This window comes from Thioclava sp. (assembly GCF_048263065.1).
Taxonomy (GTDB): Bacteria; Pseudomonadota; Alphaproteobacteria; order Rhodobacterales; family Rhodobacteraceae; genus Thioclava.
Window position 1 is genome coordinate 70197 of the sequence record NZ_JBLXEM010000004.1, and the last position, 19491, is coordinate 89687.

19 protein-coding genes are annotated in these 19491 nt (G+C 60.9%); 12 read left to right on the forward strand and 7 right to left on the reverse strand.

Features of this window, described 5'->3' with window-relative positions; all coding sequences use genetic code 11:
- The first annotated feature begins 156 nt into the window (after nt 1–156).
- Both ACN0SD_RS07485 and ACN0SD_RS07490 read left to right on the forward strand, forming a co-directional pair.
- Nucleotides 157–1053, forward strand: a complete 897-nt coding sequence (locus ACN0SD_RS07485; protein ID WP_417807602.1) for a hypothetical protein — start codon at nt 157–159, stop codon at nt 1051–1053.
- Between the two features lie 130 nt (nt 1054–1183).
- A complete protein-coding gene (locus ACN0SD_RS07490) occupies nt 1184–1864 on the forward strand; it encodes an FAD-binding oxidoreductase (RefSeq protein ID WP_417807603.1) in 681 nt (226 codons plus the stop codon).
- Nucleotides 1865–1890: 26 nt separating this feature from the next.
- On the opposite strand, the gene ACN0SD_RS07495 is transcribed toward ACN0SD_RS07490, so the two are convergent.
- Nucleotides 1891–2709, reverse strand: a complete 819-nt coding sequence (locus ACN0SD_RS07495; protein ID WP_417807604.1) for a ferredoxin--NADP reductase — start codon at nt 2707–2709, stop codon at nt 1891–1893.
- A gap of 178 nt (nt 2710–2887) precedes the next feature.
- Entirely contained in the window at nt 2888–4069 is a 1182-nt protein-coding gene (locus tag ACN0SD_RS07500) for a cytochrome P450 (RefSeq protein WP_417807605.1), read from the reverse strand.
- A gap of 111 nt (nt 4070–4180) precedes the next feature.
- Here ACN0SD_RS07500 and ACN0SD_RS07505 point away from each other — a divergent pair, with 111 nt between their 5' ends.
- Genes ACN0SD_RS07505 through ACN0SD_RS07515 form a run of 3 tightly spaced genes read left to right on the forward strand, consistent with a single transcriptional unit; the run spans nt 4181 to nt 7606 of the window.
- The gene (locus ACN0SD_RS07505) at nt 4181–4621 is read left to right on the forward strand and encodes a GNAT family N-acetyltransferase (protein WP_417807606.1); all 441 of its coding nucleotides are present in this window, start codon (nt 4181–4183) and stop codon (nt 4619–4621) included.
- Between the two features lie 21 nt (nt 4622–4642).
- Nucleotides 4643–6355: an ATP-binding protein gene (locus tag ACN0SD_RS07510; RefSeq protein WP_417807607.1), complete on the forward strand. Its 1713-nt coding sequence runs from the start codon at nt 4643–4645 to the stop codon at nt 6353–6355.
- A complete protein-coding gene (locus ACN0SD_RS07515; RefSeq protein ID WP_417807608.1) occupies nt 6356–7606 on the forward strand; it encodes a sigma-54-dependent transcriptional regulator in 1251 nt (416 codons plus the stop codon).
- Here ACN0SD_RS07515 and ACN0SD_RS07520 read toward each other — a convergent pair.
- Nucleotides 7509–7946 (reverse strand): hypothetical protein, encoded by a 438-nt coding sequence (locus ACN0SD_RS07520; protein ID WP_417807609.1) that lies wholly within the window; start codon nt 7944–7946, stop codon nt 7509–7511. The genes ACN0SD_RS07515 and ACN0SD_RS07520 overlap by 98 nt on opposite strands.
- A gap of 4 nt (nt 7947–7950) precedes the next feature.
- Nucleotides 7951–8619: a hypothetical protein gene (locus ACN0SD_RS07525; protein ID WP_417807610.1), complete on the reverse strand. Its 669-nt coding sequence runs from the start codon at nt 8617–8619 to the stop codon at nt 7951–7953.
- Nucleotides 8620–8979: 360 nt separating this feature from the next.
- Between ACN0SD_RS07525 and ACN0SD_RS07530 the strand changes: the two genes are divergently transcribed.
- The 4 genes from ACN0SD_RS07530 (at nt 8980) to ACN0SD_RS07545 (ending at nt 13234) form a co-directional block, all read left to right on the forward strand.
- Entirely contained in the window at nt 8980–9990 is a 1011-nt protein-coding gene (locus ACN0SD_RS07530) for a DctP family TRAP transporter solute-binding subunit (RefSeq protein WP_417807611.1), read from the forward strand.
- A 111-nt stretch (nt 9991–10101) separates the two neighbouring features.
- On the forward strand, nt 10102–10782 hold the full coding sequence (locus ACN0SD_RS07535) for a TRAP transporter small permease (RefSeq protein WP_417807612.1): 681 nt from the start codon (nt 10102–10104) through the stop codon (nt 10780–10782).
- A 4-nt stretch (nt 10783–10786) separates the two neighbouring features.
- Entirely contained in the window at nt 10787–12175 is a 1389-nt protein-coding gene (locus ACN0SD_RS07540) for a TRAP transporter large permease (RefSeq protein ID WP_417807613.1), read from the forward strand.
- A gap of 219 nt (nt 12176–12394) precedes the next feature.
- Nucleotides 12395–13234 (forward strand): crotonase/enoyl-CoA hydratase family protein, encoded by an 840-nt coding sequence (locus ACN0SD_RS07545; protein WP_417807614.1) that lies wholly within the window; start codon nt 12395–12397, stop codon nt 13232–13234.
- A 121-nt stretch (nt 13235–13355) separates the two neighbouring features.
- On the opposite strand, the gene ACN0SD_RS07550 is transcribed toward ACN0SD_RS07545, so the two are convergent.
- From ACN0SD_RS07550 to ACN0SD_RS07560, 3 genes are all read right to left on the reverse strand, one after another.
- A complete protein-coding gene (locus tag ACN0SD_RS07550; protein WP_417807615.1) occupies nt 13356–14249 on the reverse strand; it encodes a fructose bisphosphate aldolase in 894 nt (297 codons plus the stop codon).
- A 101-nt stretch (nt 14250–14350) separates the two neighbouring features.
- Nucleotides 14351–15151 carry an SDR family NAD(P)-dependent oxidoreductase gene (locus ACN0SD_RS07555; protein ID WP_417807616.1) on the reverse strand — a complete coding sequence of 267 codons (801 nt, stop codon included), beginning with the start codon at nt 15149–15151 and terminating at the stop codon, nt 14351–14353.
- Nucleotide 15152: 1 nt separating this feature from the next.
- Nucleotides 15153–16346: a phosphoglycerate kinase gene (locus tag ACN0SD_RS07560; protein WP_417807617.1), complete on the reverse strand. Its 1194-nt coding sequence runs from the start codon at nt 16344–16346 to the stop codon at nt 15153–15155.
- A 181-nt stretch (nt 16347–16527) separates the two neighbouring features.
- Here ACN0SD_RS07560 and ACN0SD_RS07565 point away from each other — a divergent pair, with 181 nt between their 5' ends.
- From ACN0SD_RS07565 to adh, 3 genes are all read left to right on the forward strand, one after another.
- On the forward strand, nt 16528–17034 hold the full coding sequence (locus ACN0SD_RS07565) for a peptidylprolyl isomerase (protein ID WP_417807618.1): 507 nt from the start codon (nt 16528–16530) through the stop codon (nt 17032–17034).
- A complete protein-coding gene (locus tag ACN0SD_RS07570; protein ID WP_417807619.1) occupies nt 17027–17626 on the forward strand; it encodes a peptidylprolyl isomerase in 600 nt (199 codons plus the stop codon). Before ACN0SD_RS07565 ends, ACN0SD_RS07570 begins: the two co-directional genes overlap by 8 nt.
- Nucleotides 17627–17890: 264 nt before the next feature.
- Nucleotides 17891–19417, forward strand: coding sequence for an aldehyde dehydrogenase (gene adh, locus ACN0SD_RS07575; protein ID WP_417807620.1), 1527 nt, complete (start codon nt 17891–17893; stop codon nt 19415–19417).
- Nucleotides 19418–19491 lie beyond the last annotated feature (74 nt).

A 19491-nucleotide genomic window follows, 5' to 3' on the forward strand; every position in this document is an offset into this window, starting at 1 on the left:
CGGGGCGCGGGGATGTGCGTTTCAACAATTGGCAGGTTTAAGCGCGCAGAGCGGCACAAAAGCGGCCAGTTTATGGGCATGGGTTTTGCAAATATGGTCCGCCTGACATAAGTAGGTGCATACTATCGACGTCAGTTGAGTAAGAGGGATTTCACCATGAATAAGAATGTAGGCTATGCATTGGCAGCAGTTGTGGTCGTTGCGGCTGGCGCCGTTTATTTCGCCACTTCTGAAGAGCCGATGACCACCCCCGCGCCCGAGGCTCAAAGTGGCGAGCAAACAACGCCCGGCTCAGCGATTGATAGCGCCAAGCAGGCGGTCGGCGATGCCGCGCAATCCACCAAAGACGCTGCCGCCGAAGCCGCGCAATCCGCCAAGGACGGCATGAATGCGGCAGTCGACGCAACCAGTGAGGCTGCGCAATCGGCTGCTGATGGGGCGAATGCCGCAGTGGATGCCGCCAAAACAGCGGCTGAAAAGGCGGCAACGGCTGCGGGCGATGCCTCGCAAGCCGCCAGCGATGCCGCGAAAGCCACGGTTGATTCCGCGACGCAAAGCGCGACGGATGCCGCCAGCGAAGCCGCCGATGCTGCAACGCAGGCCGCGCAAGCCGCGACCGATGCCGCTAATGCTGCCGCCGATGCGGCCTCGCAGGCTACAGAGAATGCCGATGATTCGGTGACTGATGGCGCGGCAAGTGCCGCCACGTCTGCCGCTAAAGCCGCCACCAACGCCGCCGATGCGGCTGCGGATGCGGCCTCGGCGGCGACCAATGCGGCGGAAACGGCCACGCAGACCGCTGACGACACCGCTGCCAATGCGCAAAGCAATGCCGCGACGACAGGCGAGGGAGCGATGCCCGGTGTGATGGACGCCGCCAAGGCGCTGACGGTTGAGGGGTTTGACCCCGATACGGTCGAGCAGATGATCGACGACTCCGCGCTGCCCGAAGCGACCAAAATGCCGCTCAAAACCGCCGTTGAAAGCGCGCGCTCCAATCCCGCGTTGGTCAAGGGGGTGCTTGAACAGGTGCGCTCGGCTTTGGGCATGTAACGCCCGTCCCCTTTACACGCCAAACCAAACCCCGCGCAATTCAGTTTGCGCGGGGTTTGTTGTTTTGGGGAGCATACAGGAACGTGATAAGCTCAACGCGCGTTGTCTTTTGGCAGCAAAGGAGATCCCCATGACACATGACCTAACCTTGCAATCGCGCGCATCCGTCACCCATGACACTCATCACCTGCAATTCAAACGCCCCAAAGACTTGTCGTGCAAACCCGGTCAGGCGGTTGATCTGACCCTGATGCGCGAAGGCTGGCGCGATGAGGCCCGCCCGTTCACCCCCGTCAATGGCAGCGAAGACGACACGCTTGATTTTATTATCAAAAGCTACCCCAAGCATAATGGCGTGACCGAGCAGATCGCCACGCTGCAACCCGGTGAGCATGTGCAGATATCGGACCCGTGGGGCGCTATCCACGATGCCGGCCCTGGCACATTTATCGCAGGCGGTGCGGGCATCACGCCCTTCATCGCAATCCTGCGCGCACGGCTGGCGCGAGAGGGAACACTGGGCGGATCGACGCTTGTCTTTTCCAACAAGACTGAGGCAGACATCATTTTGCGCGACGAGTTCGAGGCGATGAAAGGGCTGGAAACGATCTGGCTTGTCACCGATCAGGCCAATCCGGGGCCGAATGTGAAAGCGGAGAGAATTGATCGCCATTTCCTGCGCAATCACGCTACGGCGGAAAACGCACCGTTCTACATCTGTGGCCCCGATGCGATGGTCAATGACATCGAGGAAATGTTAATCTCTTTCGGAATTTCGAAATCCGACATCATCCGTGAGGATTTTGGCTAACGGAGCAAAGAGGCGGGGGCGGTGGCCTAGATACCCTCGCCGACAAACGCTTTTTCGACCACATATTCACGCGGTTCGGAATTGGCACCTTCGCGCAGTCCGAACCCCTCAAGAACCGCCATCACATCCTTGTTGAACGCAAGGCTGCCGCAGACCATTGCGCGATCAGTAGCCGGGTCCATCGGCTCGATCCCGAGGTCGTCGAACACCTTGCCGTTTTCCAGATTGGTAGTGATGCGTCCCATATGGTGGAATTCTTCGCGCGTGGTGGTGGGGTAGTATTTCAACTTGCCCTCAACCATCTCGCCGATCAGTTCGTCATTGACGAGGTTGTCGACCAGTTGGCGACCGTATTCAAGTTCTTCGATGGTGCGGCAGGTGTGCATCATCACGACCTCATCGAATTTCTCGTAAGTCTCGGGGTCGCGCATCAGTGACGCAAACGGCGCAATTCCGGTGCCGGTGGCCAGAAACCACACCCGTTTGCCCGGCAACAGCGCGTCATGCACCAGCGTGCCCACGGGCTTGGGGCGCAGGATGATCTCATCCCCGACATTGATATGTTGCAACTTCGAGGTCAGCGGCCCGTCGGGCACTTTGATCGAATAGAACTCCAGTTCCTCATCCCAGTTGGGCGAGGCGATGGAATAGGCGCGCAGCAGCGGTTTGCCATTATCGCCCATCAGCCCGATCATCACGAACTCACCCGAGCGGAAGCGCAAGCTTTGCGGACGGCTCACGCGAAAGGAAAACAGCCGGTCGGTCCAATGGGTGACCTCGGTCACGGTCTGGGCGTCGGGCAGGGTCTTGACCTTGGGAATCTCGTTCACGGCGCTCTCGTTCATGGTTCAGGTCTTTCGTCGCAACACAACTTATCGGGTCCGGATACGGGGTTTTCCGCCCGGTTTACTTTGATCTGGCTCAAATCTAACTAGAACCCCGGTCATAGCGGGGAATTGCCGCAGGGAAAAGCGTTTGGCGCGAAACAGTATTCGCAAGCGCGCGTTGTGGATGGAAATCCGTTCAGTAGCGCAGATCCAGCGCCTCCAACCCGTGGAAGTGATAGACATCGCCATAAACGGGCGGGCGGGTCAGCGCCATCGCGGGCAGGCGTTCGAACAGCAGCGGCAGCGCGATGCGAATCTCAAGACGTGCAAGCGGTGCGCCAATGCAGAAATGCGCGCCCGCGCCAAAGGAATAATTGGTTTTCACAGGTCGTCGCGGATTGAACGCGTCGGGGCTATCCCAAGTGTCCGGGTCGCGATTGGCCCCGGCCAGCAGCAGCCCGATCTGGCTGCCCGCGCGGATCGTCTCGCCCTGAAGCTCAATATCCTCATAGACCCAGCGGGTGAACAGATGCAGCGGTGGATCAAAGCGTAGGATTTCTTCGAGCGTGCCGTCAATCTGTTCTGTGCCCAGCCATTCTGTCGTAACGCCCTGTTCCAGCAGCGTTTTCACGCCATTGCCGATGGAATGCACCGTCGCCTCATGTCCGGCATTGAGCAGCAACACCACCGTCGCGATCAACTCGTCACGGCTCAGATGGGCGCCGTTATCTTGCACCGCGATCAGATCGGACAGCAGGTCGCTTCCGGGGGCTTTGCGCCGCGTCTCGATCAGCGCGCTGAGGTAGTCGGTAAATGCCTGTGCGGCTTGCGCGGCCTCGGCTTCAAGCGCCGCGTCACGGCGCGCCTGATACATCTGCACCATCGCGTTTGACCACGCGAGCAATTGCGGCGCGTCCGTTTCAGGCACGCCCAGCAGCCGTGCGATCACGATCACGGGCAGTGGCTTGGCTAAATGCTCCAGCAAATCGCCGCCGCCGTCGGGCATGGTGTCAATCAGGCGATGGCACAGCGCGGTAATATCAGGTGCCAGTGCCGCGATACGCCCCGAGGTAAACGCGCGCACCACCAGACGGCGCAACCGCGTGTGGCGCGGCGCTTCGAGTTCCAGCATCGAGTGGCGTTCAAGCGCGTAAAACGGCTCAAGATGGGGCGGTGTGGGCTGGGCCAGTTCTGCCGGTGTCTCACGCCCCAAACGGCGATCCCGCAAAGCCGCGCCGACGACCGACGCCCGCGCACTCACCGCCATTTTGTAATCGGACCAATACGCAAACGGCCCAGCCTCGCGCACGCGATCATAAAACGGATAGGGGTTTTGCACGAATTCCGCATCCAGCGGCGATTGGGTCAGGGTTTGCATATCGGCTCCGGTTGCGTGGCCCCCAATTGGCCCCAAGCGCCACGATGTTTCAAGCCTCGCGCTTGCACTTTGACGCCCATAGCGCCACCAAGGACGTAACGGGAGGACATCATGGTTCAGATCACCGAAATCTCGCCCCAAGATCGCGCCGGTTGGGAGCCGTTGTTTCGCGGCTATTGCACGTTTTACAAAAGCGACCCCGAGCCCACGCTGGATACGGTCTGGGACTGGCTATGCGACGAGGGTAGCGCGCTGCACGGCGCGCTGGCGCGTGCGCCCGATGGCGCGGCACTTGGCTTGGTGCATTGGGAGGTCAATTTGCGCCCGCTCAAGGGGCAGCGCCTATGCTACATCCATGATCTGTTCGCCGCCCCCAAGGCGCGCGGGCACGGCGTCGGGCGCGCTTTGATCGAACATGTCCAGGACGCCGCGCGCAAGGGCGGTATCGAAGCGGTGCGCCTTGCCACACAGCAGGACAACGCGACGGCGCGCAAGCTCTATGACCGTTTCGCACCGGCGTCAGATTTCATCCTCTATATCTTCCCGCTTTAGATGCGCACGCGGGTCACCCTGTTGCTGATTTGGCTGGCGCTGAGTTTGGCGGCGTCTTTTGTCGTCTGGCGCGTCTCCGCGCGCGAGGGCTTGGCGCGCATAGAGGCCCAAGGCGCATCGGATCTGCGTCTCGCCTCGGATCGGCTGGTGGCCGCGTTGTTGCAATTTCGCGAGGTTGCAGTGCTGGCGGCCGATCACCCCGATGTGGTGGCGCTGGCTCAAAATTTTGCCCAAGAAGGGCGCGCGGGCGGGGCGGGGCGCAATGAGCCCGTCAGCCTGACTTTGCAGCGCCTCGCCGACTACGCGGGCGCGCGCGACATCTGGTTGATCGCGCCCGATGGGTCGGTTCTGGCGGGGCCAGATGAGGCCCCTTCGGGCGTGGATATTTCGCGCGCTCTCACCCGCGCGGCGCAAGGCGCGACCGGATTTGATCATTTCGTAGACCCCGAGACCGGGCAGCGCCTGTTCACCTTTGCCGCGCCGGTCTTTGCCCCCCAAGGCGGGGTGATCGCGATTGTGCGGGTGCGTTTGCGCGCCAGCGATGTCGAGGCCGAGGGGCGCGGCAATCCGGTGCCGGTCTGGTTTAGCGATGCCGATGGCGTCAGCTTTCTCACCAACCGCATCGATCTCGTGCTGACCGCGCAAGGGACAACGCGCCCCGATCCGCTGATCTATCCTGCAGGCGCAATTTCTGTGCGCGCGCCGATGATTGCACGTCCTTTCGCGGGGCGAGAATTGCTGTTCGGGCAAGGCTCGCTGGCGGGGCCGGGGCTAGAGGTGACGCGCGCGCTGCCGGTGATTGCGATGACGGGTCATGCGCTGGCATCGGCTGATCCGGTGCTGCGCGCGGCGCGCTTGGCGTCGCTGTCCACCGCGGCGGGGTTTCTCGCTCTTGGCGCGGTACTGTTGGCGCTATGGGAGCGGCGGCGCGCTTTGGCGCTGGCCAATGCCGCCCTTGAGGTGCGCGTGGCGGCGCGCACAGCCGAACTTAGCGCGGCAAATGAGGAGTTGCAGCGCACGCAAAATGAACTGGTGCAGGCGGGCAAGCTCTCGGCGCTGGGGCAGATGTCGGCGGGCATCAGCCACGAGTTGAACCAACCGCTGATGGCGATAAGTTCCTATGCTGAGAATGCCGAATTGTTGCTAGAACGCGGGCGCGTGCAAGAGGCGGGCGCGACGCTGGGGCGGATCGGTGCGATGGCCCATCGCATGGGGCGCATCATCCGCAACCTGCGCGCCTTTGCGCGTCAAGAAAGCGAACCTGCGACGCGAGTCGGGCTGGCGGCGGTGGTGGAAAGCGCGCTGGAGATGCTAGATGCGCGCATCAAACAGGGCGAGGTGAGCGTCAACTGGCAGCGCCCCGATTTTCCCGCCATCGTGATGGGGGGCGAGGTGCGGCTTAGTCAGGTCGTGCTCAACCTCCTGGCCAATGCGCTTGATGCGATGGAGGGCGCGCCGACCCGTCAGTTGAGCATCGCGATCACCCGCGCGGATGATGGCATTCGCCTCACGGTCGCTGATACCGGCTCCGGCATCGCCGACCCAAGCCGCATTTTCGACCCGTTCTATTCCACCAAAGAGGTCGGCAGCGCCGAAGGGCTTGGCCTTGGCCTGTCGATTTCCTACGGTCTGGTGCAAGGGTTCGGCGGCAACCTGCGCGGTGAGAACGCCGCAACGGGCGGGGCGGTGTTCACCGTCGATCTGCGCGAGGCACCGCAAAGGGAGGGCGGCTAGATGATCCGGCGTGTGTTATTTGTCGATGATGATCGCGCGGTGCGCGAAGCGCTGGGGCAGACGCTGGAACTGGCGGGGCTTCGGCCCACGCTGGCCAGTTCTTATATCGAGGCCAAGGATCATATCGGCCGCGAGTTTGAGGGCGTTGTGGTCAGCGATATCCGCATGCAGGGCAAGGATGGTTTCGCGCTGCTGGAGCTGGTGCAAAAGGCGGATGCGGATCTGCCGGTGATCTTGCTTACGGGCGAGGGCGATGTGCCGATGGCGGTGAGGGCGATGGCGCTTGGTGCCTATGATTTTCTGGAAAAACCTTGTTCAGGCAAAGAGTTATTGGCCGTAGTTGAGAGAGCATTGGAGCAACGCGCGCGGGTAATGCAGATCCGCTTGTTCAAGCGCGAAGGCCAGCGTGGCGATGCGGCGGCGCGCATTCTGGTGGGGCGTTCGGCGGTGGGGGAGGCTCTGCGCGAGAATGCCCGCCGGGCCGCACGCTCGGGGGCCGAGGTGTTGATTACCGGCGCGCCCGGCGCGGGCAATTCCAAGATCGCTGAAGTGATCCACCTGCTCTCCAGCCATGCCCGCCGTCCCTTTGTCAAACGCGCCGCCGCCGGGTTGTCGCCCGAGGATCTCGCCGCCAGTTTTACGCAGGCCGAGGGTGGCACGCTCTATCTTGATGAGGTCGCCGATCTGCCCCAACCCGCCCAGTTTGCCCTGATCGATCTGCTAGAAACGCGCCCTGCCACGCGCCTCATCGCGGGCACCTATCGCGATCTGGTCGGACTGGCGCGCGCGGGCCGCTTCAATCCCGATCTCTACTGGCGACTTGAGGCGCTGCGCCTGCGCGTGCCCTCGCTGTCTGAGCGCCCCGAAGACATTCCCGATCTGTTTCGCCACTATGTCGCGACCGCCTGCGAGCAGGCCAATCTGGCGATCCCCGAGATCCCGCCCGATCTGAGTGCGGCGTTGATGGCGCGCGACTGGCCGGGCAATTCGCGCGCGCTGATGTCCGAGGCGATGCGCTTTGCGATGGGCCTTGGCGCGGGCGAGGCGGCGCAAAGTCTGGGGCTGGCCGAGCGCATGGCAGGCGTCGAAAAATCGCTGCTGGCCGAGGCGCTCGCACAAGCTGGCGGCAACGCCACCGAGGCCGCCACCGCCCTCAAACTCCCGCGCAAGACGTTTTACGACAAACTCGCGCGCCACGGGCTGCGGGCAGAGGATTATCGGGGGTTGGGCGCAACACCCAGCCGTTGGTGATATCGGAGCCACCCGAGTCATCGCTGGCGTTCAAGGTCGGGTTGTCCGTGCCGCGATAGGAGAGGATGGTCGTGCCGGGGGCGATGCCCTCGACGCTTGATCCCGCGTCTTCGGTCAGGGTGTAGGCGATGGCGTAGAAGCTGGCGGTTTGGGCTTCGTCTGTTAGGTCGGCGTCGGCTATCGTGTAAGAGACTGTCGCGCTGCCTACAGCGGAAGTCCCTTTTACTTCGCCCAGCCCATCCGGGTCGTCCTTGCCGCCATCGGAAATGCCCGCACCGTAGCCGCGGTTGTAAGAATCCATCGAGAGGATTGCGAGGAAAAGTTCTTTGGAAATTGCCATCTAATTACTTGCTCCGAAAATCATTTCTTCCAAGCGCCAGTTCACCGCCATCCACCGAAATCTGAACGGGATTCCGGCCATTACCAGCAGCGAGTAGCTTCTCTCGTGACCAACTCAACCACCCCAACACCGCCTCCACCTTGCCCGTGCTCACCGGCGCATCGGTGATTTCCAGCGTGATGGATTTGAGGCGGACACCGGGGCCGAAACTCGCCGCAAGATCGGCGGGATCGACGCGCTGCACGCTCGTCGGGTCGTTGATGTCGCCAAAGGTCACCAGCAGCGGCATCGCGCGGTCGCTGACCTCGACCGGAGCGCTCTGGCGCGGGATCTGACCCAGCCACTCCCCCCGGCTCATCCCCTTGAACCGGTCGCGCGCCGACCAGTAGAACCGCTCTGCCGAGCCCGGCAACAGCGCAAACAGATACTTTCCGGGCGCGATCTCGACCACCGTCGCCTCGCCCTGGGCGCGGTATTCGACCTCGTTACCGCTAAGAGGAATCCGCCCGAACCACGCCGTCACCTCGACCACCGAGGCCCCCGAGCGCTCCCCCTGCGGCGTCTCTACACGCACCGTGAGCCGCTGGTTCCAGTCATGTTTATCGCGACAGCCCGACAGCCCGAAAACGAGCGCCAGAGCAGTGATAATGCGGATGAATGCGGGCGTGCTCATGGCACATTCTTTCGCGACTTGAACTTCAAATGACTCAATTCTCAAATCTCCTTATCCAAATGCAGCCATGCTCACCGCCCTTAGCGGCACCGGTTCGGCGCGGGCGGGGCGATTTTAGGGCAGGGTGGCGCTTGGCCTTGGCGGGGATTCGCCGCATCAAGGCGCGGGGCTGTGCGGGATTTCGCACAGGCTTTGGGGGCGGGCTTTTGCATTTCTCGCTCAACTATATGATTTTACATCAAATTCACTCTGCGTCACATTGCCTTCACGAAACTGTTGATCGCGCGGGCTTGTGGCTCTTTGCTGCGCATAAGCGTCGGAGAGGACCGGTGCGCGATAAATACCGTCTGGGAGGACATCATGAAAAAACTCACCGCCGCCGTTTCGGCGCTCGCTTTGCTGGCTTCGGCCTCGGTCGTTTCGGCCGATCCGATGAAATGCGATCCGGGCGAAATGGTCATCAAATTCAGCCATGTCACTAACACCGACAAACACCCCAAAGGCATCGCGGCGGCGCTGTTTGCCAAGCGGGTGAATGCGGAAATGGATGGCAAGGCCTGTGTCGACGTTTATCCGAACTCGACGCTCTATAATGACGATCAGGTGCTAGAGGCGATGTTGCAGGGTGATGTGCAAATGGCCGCGCCCAGCCTGTCGAAATTTGAAACCTTCACCAAGAAATACCGCATCTTCGATCTGCCCTTCATGTTTAAGAACATGGCCGCCGTGGACGAGTTCCAGAACTCGGAAACCGGGCAGGAAATGAAGAATGCGATGGTGCGGCGCGGCCTTCAGGGGCTGGAATTCTGGCATTCCGGCCTCAAGCAATTCTCGGCCAACAAGCCGCTTCTGGTGCCTGGCGATGCGAAGGGGCTGAAGTTCCGCGTGCAGCCCTCGGATGTGCTGATTGCGCAGATGGAGGCGCTTGGGGCCAGCCCGCAGCCGATGGCGTTCTCGGAAGTCTACGGCGCGCTGCAAACCGGCGTTGTGGATGGTCAGGAAAACACTTGGTCCAACATCTACGGCCAGAAATTCTACGAGGTGCAGGACGGCACGACCGAAACCAACCACGGCTTGCTTGATTATATGGTCGTGACCTCGGTCGATTGGTGGGACAGCCTTGATCCGGCAATGCGCGAGCAGATCGGCACGATCTTGCATGAGGTCACCGTCGAGCGGAACGGCGCGATCAACGATGTCGAGGCGCAATCCAAGCAATCGATCCTTGACGCGGGCGGCGTAATCCGCGAATTGACCCCAGAGCAGCGCCAGCAATGGGTTGATGTGATGAAACCCGTCTGGGCGCAGTTCACCGACGATGTCGGCCAAGAAAACATCGACGCAGCTCAAGCGATCAACGCCAAGCATTGATCCAAGCATTCCGGGTGAACCCCCACAGCTTTGCCCGGATACTCAGGCGCGCGCGACCCCACACGTGCGCGCGCCTGACGCCTTTGGCCCCACCAGAACCGGAGCGACCCCATGACCCAGCGCTATGAGCCGCGCTCTCGCTTGTCTTATGTCATCCACCATATCGAAGAGGGCGCGATCGCGTTGATCCTTGGGATGATGACGCTGATCACCTTCGTCAATGTGGTGCTGCGTTATGTGTTCAACTCCTCGCTGATCTGGGGGTTAGAGGTAACGCTGATCCTGTTTGCCTGGTTGGTGTTGCTGGGGATGTCCTATGCGGTCAAGGTCACGGCGCATCTGGGCGTAGATGCGGTGATCAACATGCTGCCGCTGCGCCCGCGCAAGGCGATGGCGATTTTGGCGGCGGTGCTGTGTATTCTATACGCGGTGTTGTTGCTCAAGGGGGCATGGGATTATTGGGCGCCCTTTGCCGGGCTGGAGCAAACCGGTGGGCGCTGGTTCCCGACCGGCTTTATTCCGACCCGTGATCGTGCGTTCTATATGACCGATCAGGTGCCGTTCCCGCAGTTTCTGTCCTTTCTTGAGGACTGGTTCAATCAAGGCGAGACCTATGACAAGCTGCCCCGTTTCCTGCCCTATTTCATCCTGCCTTTTGGCGTAGCACTGCTGCTGATCCGCTTTATCCAAGCGGGTATTGGTATTGTGCGCGGCACCCGCAGCGCCCTGATAGTCAGCCACGAGGCCGAGGATCAGATCGCAGATGTCGCCCATATGAACAAGGAAGACTGAGCACATGGATATCCTCTTTCTGTTCGTGATGGTGATCGGCTTCATGCTGGTGGGCGTGCCGATTGCGGTGTCGCTCGGGCTGGCCTCGACGCTGTTTTTGTTGATCTTTTCGGATGCCTCGCTCGCCTCGGTTGCACAGTCGCTGTATGACGCGATGGACAATCACGCGACGCTGCTGGCGATCCCATTCTTCATTCTTGCCTCGTCGTTCATGTCTACGGGCGGCGTGGCGCAGCGCATCATTCGCTTTGCCATCGCGGTGGTCGGGCATCTGCCCGGCGGGCTGGCGATTGCAGGCGTGTTCGCCTGTATGTTGTTTGCCGCGCTGTCGGGCTCCAGCCCAGCGACCGTGGTAGCGATCGGCTCTATCGTGATCGCGGCGATGCGTCAGGTCGGCTATTCCAAAGACTTCGCCGCTGGCGTGATCTGTAACGCAGGTACGCTGGGCATCCTGATCCCGCCCTCGATCGTGATGGTGGTCTATGCCTCGGCGACCGATGTGTCGGTCGGTCGGATGTTCCTTGCGGGCGTCATTCCCGGCCTTCTGGCGGGCTTCATGCTTATGGCGACGATCTTGTTTATCGCCATCCGGCGCAAGCTGCCCAAGGGCGAGTGGCAGGGCTGGGGCGAGGTCTGGGCCAGTTTCCGCGATGCCTTCTGGGGGTTGATGCTGATCGCGATTATCATGATCGGGTTGTATGGCATTCCCGGCATCACCGGGGGTATCTTCACCCCGACCGAGGCCGCCGCCGTCGCCGCCGTCTATGCTTGGATCGTGGCGAATTTTATCTATCGCGACATGGGGCCGCTCGATCAGGGCGATACCAAGATCAGCTTGTTCAAACGCCCGCAGGCGATCCTAGAGGTGCTCTGGCACAAAAGCACGCGCGACACGCTGTTCGAGGCGGGTAAGCTGACCATCACCTTGATGTTCATCATCGCCAACGCGCTGATCCTGAAACATGTGCTGACGGATGAGCAAATCCCGCAAAAGATCACCGAAGCCCTGCTCGCCGCAGGTCTGGGCAAGATCATGTTCCTCGTGATCGTGAACGTCATCTTGCTGATCGGTGGGCAGTTCATGGAGCCTTCGGGGCTGATCCTGATCGTCGCCCCACTGGTCTTCCCGATTGCGATCCAACTCGGCGTCGATCCGATTCATCTGGGCATCATCATGGTAGTCAACATGGAGATCGGGATGATCACGCCGCCAGTCGGGCTAAACCTGTTCGTCACCTCTGGCGTGGCGGGGATGCCGATCATGCGCGTGGTCAAGGCCTCGGCGCCGTTCCTTGCGGTGCTGTTCGTCTTCCTGATCCTGATCACCTATGTGCCGATCATCTCGACCTTCCTGCCCACGATGGCGATGGGGCCGGAAACGATTGTGAAATAGCGCTAGATGGGCCGGGGGGCGGCTGCCCCCCGCCGCCGCTGGAACCAACCCGGCAGCAAGATCACCACGTTGGAGCCTCGCACACAGCGCCCAATCATCGCGCCGAGCCACGAAAAAGTGCCGTGACGTTTTGCACGCCAGACGCGCAAACCCGTTTCCGAGACCCGGTAGGCAATGCTAGCAAGGATGCAACGCGCCCTTAACCCGCATGAGGCAGCCATGACCGACAGTTTTTCGTCAACCTACTTCGCGCTCACCATCAATGATGGCGTCGCCCATCTTGAGATGAACAATCCCGACAAGGCCAACAGCATGACGCCCGATTTCTGGGCGGATCTGCCGCGCATTGCCGCCGCCTTGGACGCAGATCCGGCGGTGCGCTGTGTTGTGCTGTCGGGACGCGGGCGCCATTTCACCTCGGGGATGGATCTGGCGGTGTTTAATGGCATCACCGGTTTGATGCAGTCCGAGCCGGGGCGCGGCGCCTATGCATTGCGCGATCTGGTGCGCAAATTCCAAGCCTCGCTGAGCAGCCTTGAAGAGATGCGCGTGCCTGTCATCGCCGCCGTGCATGGCGTCTGTCTGGGTGGCGGAATTGACCTGATCACTGCCTGCGACATTCGCATCGCCAGCACCGAAACCGCCTTTGGGATCGAAGAAATCCACATCGGCATGACTGCAGATGTTGGCACATTGCAACGCCTGCCCAAGCTGATCGCGCCCGGTATCGTGCGTGAACTGGCCTATACGGGGCGGCGATTCAGCGCGGATGAAGCCAAGGGCTGGGGCCTTGTGAATGCGATCCATCCAGACCGCGAGGCCACAATCGAAGCCGCCCTTGCGATGGCGCGCGAGATTGCGGCGAAATCCCCGCTGGCCATTGCGGGCACCAAAAACGCGCTCACCTATGCGCGCGATCATGGGGTGAATGATGGATTGGATCAGATCGCGACTTGGAATGGCGGGATGTTGCGCCCCGAAGATTTGATGAAGGCGCTGCAAGCCAAGATGATCAAGCAAACCGCGCTGTTTGCAGACTTGTTGGACGACGCGGGCTAAAAAGCGCCCTCGCTATACGGGCGACCTTATGTTGATGCGCCCATGCACGCCCCAAGTGATCGCTCAAGGCCGCTAAGCGACGTCCGGGCCAATTGGCTTGGCCCAGACGTCTTAGCCCGCTTTAGCCTGCAACAGAGGCTGCGTGGATCGAGGTGATAGCGTCCCCCAGCATCGCATCGAATTCGGCATCCGATTGCTGAGCGCTCAGACCTTCGGTCAGCGCGCGCGAGAAGGACGCGATCATGCCGGTGTTTTGCGCAAGTTTCGCATTTGCCTCGGCACGCGGATAGCCGCCCGACAGCGCTACCACTTTCAGCACCTTGGGGTGATCGACCAGCGGCTTATAGAGGTTGGCTTTGCTCGGCAGCGTCAACTTGAGCATCACCTGCTGGCCCTCGGGCAGCGCGTCGAGATGGCGCAGGATTTGGGCCAGCAGTATGTCTTCGGCCTCGGCCTTATCCTTGATCGAGATCGTGACCTCGGGCTCAAGGATCGGCATCAGCCCGTGGCTGATCACCTGCGCGCCAAGTTCGAATTGCTGATCGACGATTGCCTTGATCCCTTGCGCATTGGCCGCCGAAATGACCGAGCGTTCCTTGGTGCCGAAAATGCCCGCTTTCACGGCGCGGCTCAGCAGGTCGTCAAGGCCCGGGATCGGCTTCATCAATTGCACGCCATTGGCCTCGGCCTCTAGTCCTTTGTCGATCTTGAGGAAGGGCACAACATTGCAGCTTTCCCACAGGTAGGTGGCGGTCGGCGTGCCATCGACATCGCGATCCATCGTTTGTTCAAACAAGATCGCGCCGACGACTTTCCCCCCCGAGAAGGCGGGCGATTTGATGATGCGGGTGCGCATCTGGTGGATCAAATCAAACATTTCAGCTTCAGAGCTATAGGCGTCTTCTTTGATGCCATACAGCCCCAGCGCCTTCGGCGTGGAGCCGCCCGACTGATCAAGAGCCGCGATAAAGCCGTTGCCTTCGCGCATTTTCGCGGTTTGTTGAGCGTTCGCCATGGGCCAGTGCCTCCTCGTAGAAATGGGTCTAGGAAGGGATAGGCTTGACGCTTTGGCAATGCAACGCTGGTGACGCTAACAGTCGGGCAGGGGCGCGCTTTTTAGCCTGCGCGGCGCAAGAACCAGCCGGTTAGCGCACTCACAAGGGCGCGTGGGGCCAGTCGGGGCATAAAGGTAAATATCTTGTTGTCCAGCCCCGTCACGGTGATGCGCCGCCCCTTCATGCAACCCTTCCAGCCCGTGCGCGCCACGCTTTGCGCGGTGGGCATCGGGGCGAGTTTCATCAGCCATGTGGTGCCGGTTTGGGCGCGCTCAAAAAAGGCGGTGCGCGTGGCGCCGGGGCACAGCGCGGTGATCGTAATGTTCGTGTTTGACAACTCGCTTGCGACCGCCTCACTGAGCGACAGGAAGTAGGCTTTGGAGGCGTGATAGACCGCCATATTCGGCCCTGGCATGAACGCGGCAGCCGAGGCCACGTTCAAGATCCTCCCCGCGCCGCGCGGGCGCATTTCTTCAATTGCATGGCGCATCAACTGCGTCGCAGCGGTGATATTGACCGCGATTACCTCATCTTCGCGCGCATCGCCCGCCGGAGTGCTGGCAAACTGGCCGTGACTTCCAAGACCTGCGTTATTCACCAGCACATGAATCGGGCCATCCGCCAAAGCTTGTGCACGCGTCCACAAATCATGCGCAGCGCCGGGCTGTGACAGATCGGCGGGGCAGGGGCGCGCATTTACCCCCGAAGCCGCGCCGATCTCGCGTGCCAGATCCTCAAGCGCGGCGGTATTGCGCCCCGAGAGGATCAGGTTATAGCCATCGGCCCCCGCGCAGCGCGCCAGTTCGCGACCGATACCAGACGAGGCCCCGGTCACCAGCGCCCAACCGCGCGGGCCGCTCATGTTAACTGCGCTCCAAGGCGGCGACGCCGGGCAGTTCCTTGCCTTCCATCCATTCAAGAAAGGCTCCGCCTGCGGTCGAGATATAGGTGAAATCCTTGGCGGCATCGGCCTTGTTAAGGGCCGCAACAGTATCACCGCCGCCTGCCACGGAAACCAACTTGCCCTCGCGCGTCAACTCGGCGGCTTTGGCGGCGGCGGCGTTCGTTGCGGCATCAAACGGCGCGATCTCGAATGCGCCAAGCGGGCCGTTCCAGATCAGCGTCTTGCTGCCCTCGAAAACCTTGATGATCGCGGCCACCGATTGCGGTCCGGCATCCAGAATCATCGCGTCCGAAGGACAGGCGTCATTGGCGACGGTTTCATTCTCGGCCCCCGCTTTGAATTCACGCGCCACAACCACATCCACGGGTAAATGGATCGTGCAGCCCGACGCGCTGGCCTTGTCCAAGATCGCGCGCGCGGTGTCGGCCATGTCGTGTTCGGCCAGCGATTTGCCGACATCAATGCCCTGCGCCACAAGGAACGTATTGGCCATGCCGCCGCCGATCACTAGATGATTGACCTTGGCCACCAGATTGCCCAGCAGATCGAGCTTGGTCGACACCTTCGCCCCGCCGACCACGGCTGTCACCGGGCGATCGGGATTGCCAAGGGCGGCATTGAGCGCCTTCAACTCGGCCTCCATCAAGCGACCTGCGACAGAGGGTAGCACATGGGTGATGCCCTCAGTCGAGGCATGCGCGCGGTGGGCTGCCGAGAACGCGTCATTGACGTAAATCTCGCCCAACGCCCCCATTGAGGCCGCCAGTTGCGGGTCATTCGTTTCCTCGCCCGCGTGAAAGCGGGTGTTTTCCAGCAGCAGCACTTCGCCGGGCTGCAACGCAGCGACTGCGCGTTTGGCTGGCCCGCCGATGCAATCCTCGGCGAATTTCACCGGTACACCCAGCGCCGTTTGCAGCGCGGGCACGAGTTGTTTCAAGCTTAGCTCGGGAACGATCTGCCCTTTGGGGCGACCGAAATGCGCGAGCAGCACAGGCTTGCCGCCTTTTTCCAGAATGTCGCGCACCGTGGGCACGATCTTTTCGATGCGCGTGGCATCGGTCACTTTACCATTTTCGACCGGCACATTGATATCGACGCGCACCATAACGATCTTGCCCGCAAGATCGACCTCGTCGAGGGTTTTCCAAGCCATAAAAAATTTCTCCCATTCGTCGCTGGATCGCGATGCGTTTATCACGCGGCTGTGCGCTCGCGCAAACTTGCCGATATGGGGCACCAAGGTCAACGCTATGTCGCTCAATTGCGCCGCTTTGCCCTTGCGAGTGACCCGCTCGCCCCCCTATGGTCGCGCCAATTGCCAAAGGAGGTTTTTCATGGCCGAGATCAAAGATCCCGAAAACACCATCATCATCGAGTTGAAAGACGGTCCCGTAGTGATCGAGTTGCTTGCAGATGTCGCCCCCAAACATGCCGAGCGCATGAAGCAACTCGCGCGCGATGGCGCCTATGACAACGTGGCCTTCCACCGCGTGATTGACGGTTTTATGGCGCAGACCGGCGATGTCGCCAATGCCAATATGGAAAAAGACTATAATCCGGGCCGTGCGGGCACTGGCGCGTCGCAATATCCCGATGTCCCGGCAGAGTTCTCCAAGTTGCCCCATGATCGCGGCACGCTGGGCGCTGCACGTTCGGCCAATCCGAACTCGGCCAACTCACAGTTCTTCATCAACTTCTCGGACAATCACTTCCTGAACGGGCAATATACCGTTTATGGCCGGGTGATTTCGGGCTTGGAGCATGTCGACAAGATCGCGCGCGGCGAACCGCCGCAAAGCCCCGATCGCATGATCTCGGTCAAGGTGGCTGCGGATGCGTAATTTCACCCGCCGCACCGTTCTGGCCGCAGCGCTCGCGTTTGCAGCACCTGCGGCCTTTGCCGATAGTGACAGCTCGGGTGTGGCCGATACAGGCGGTCCGAAACTGGTGCTGGAAATTGGCGGCTCCACAACGGGCAAGGTCGTGATCGACCTGCTGCCAGACGTTGCCCCCAAAGCGGTCGAGCGTCTTGAGACTCTGGCCAAAGACGGCAAATATGATGGCGTGGTGTTTCACCGCGTGATCGACGGCTTCATGGCGCAAACGGGCGATGTGCAGTTTGGCAAGAAGGGTGGCGATACCTCGATGGCGGGAATGGGCGGTTCCGATCTGCCCGATCTGCCGGCTGAATTTTCGAACCGCTCGTTCCAGCGCGGCATTGTCGGCATGGCGCGCTCGTCTGACCCGAATTCCGCCAACTCGCAGTTCTTCATCATGTTCGCACCTGCGCCCAACCTTGACGGGCAATATACCGTGGTGGGACATGTGATCTCGGGCATGGATGTGGTCGATAAGATCAAAAAGGGCGATGCGGCGAAAAACGGTCTGGTCGAAGATCCCGACTACATCGCCTCGGCTACAGTCGAGAAATAATCGCCCCCTCTCTGGGTGATGCGAATCTATCAGGCGGGCGACTCAGTTAGGGTCGCCCGTTTCGCATTTTGCCTTTGCTGCATTGGCGAAATCACGCGTCTGTGACCGATTTCCCGCTTTCTGCACCTGCACCTGTCTCGCGTCTGAGACATATCAGGCATTCCTCCTGCGCAGGGCGGCTATGCAAGCAGAGGTAGTATGGCCATCCTTTTCCCATGCCGCTCGTCATGAGGAGTGAGCGGAGAATTTTCGGGAGGAAGACAGATGGCCAATGACATGGCAGCAGAATTCAAAGGCGTAATGACATCGCCATTCCGCGAGCGTTACGGCAACTTCATCGGCGGCAAGTTCGTCGAGCCGGTGGGGGGCAAATACTTCGACAACATCACCCCGATCACTGGCGGTAAGGTTTGCGAAGTCGCCCATTCGACCGAGGCCGATATCGAACTGGCGTTAGATGCAGCGCACGCCGCCAAAGACGCTTGGGGCAAGACCTCGGCGGCAGAGCGCTCCAACATCATCTTGAAAGTCGCCGACCGTCTTGAGGAAAATCTTGACCTGCTCGCAGCCGCAGAGACTTGGGACAACGGCAAGCCGATCCGCGAAACGACGCTGGCCGATATTCCGCTGGCAATCGACCACTTCCGCTACTTCGCAGGCGTGCTGCGCAGCCAGGAAGGCACGATGTCGCAGATCGACGAAGACACCGTCGCCTATCACTTCCACGAGCCGCTGGGCGTTGTCGGCCAGATCATCCCGTGGAACTTCTCGATCCTGATGGCGGCGTGGAAACTGGCCCCCGCACTGGCCGCAGGCAACTGCATCGTGATGAAACCGGCCGAGCAAACCCCGGCTGCCATTCTGGTTCTGGCCGAGCTGGTCGCGGATATTCTGCCCGCCGGTACGCTTAATATTGTCAACGGCTACGGTGCCGAAGTCGGGGCCGCTCTTGCCAGCTCAAAGCGCATCGCCAAGATCGCCTTTACCGGGTCTACCGTCACCGGGCGCAAGATCATGCAGGCGGCGACCGAAAACCTGATCCCGGTCACGCTGGAACTGGGTGGCAAATCGCCCAACATCTTCTTCTCAGATGTGATGGCCAAGGATGACGCCTTCCTAGATAAGGCGATTGAGGGCTTTGTTCTGTTTGCCTTTAACCAAGGCGAAGTCTGCACCTGCCCTAGCCGCGCGCTGATCCAGGAAGACATCTATGAAGCCTTCATGGAGCGCTGCATTGCCCGCGTCGAGGCGATCAAACAGGGTGATCCGCGTTTGATGGAAACGATGGTCGGGGCCCAAGCCAGCCAGCAGCAGCAAGACAAGATCCTCTCTTACCTGACAATCGGTCGCGAAGAGGGGGCCGAGGTGCTGACAGGCGGTGCGGCTGCGCGCTTTAACGGCGAGCTGTCCAACGGCTATTACATCCAGCCCACGATCCTGAAAGGCCACAACAAGATGCGGGTCTTCCAAGAAGAAATCTTTGGCCCCGTCGTGTCGGTCACCACGTTTAAAGACGAGGCCGAGGCGCTCGAGATCGCCAATGACACGATGTATGGCTTGGGCGCGGGCGTTTGGTCGCGTGATACCAACACCTGCTACCGCTTTGGCCGCGCGATTGAGGCCGGTCGGGTCTGGGTCAACAACTACCACGCCTATCCGGCGCATGCTGCGTTTGGGGGCTACAAGCAATCGGGCATCGGTCGCGAAAACCACAAGATGATGCTTGATCACTACCAGCAGACGAAAAACATGCTGGTCAGCTACAACCCGAACAAACTCGGGTTCTTCTAATCCTCCCCGGCAGGTGGTGAGGGGAAACCCTCGCTGCCTGTCACTTTGGCTAAATTTCCCCAAATTTCCCCGGT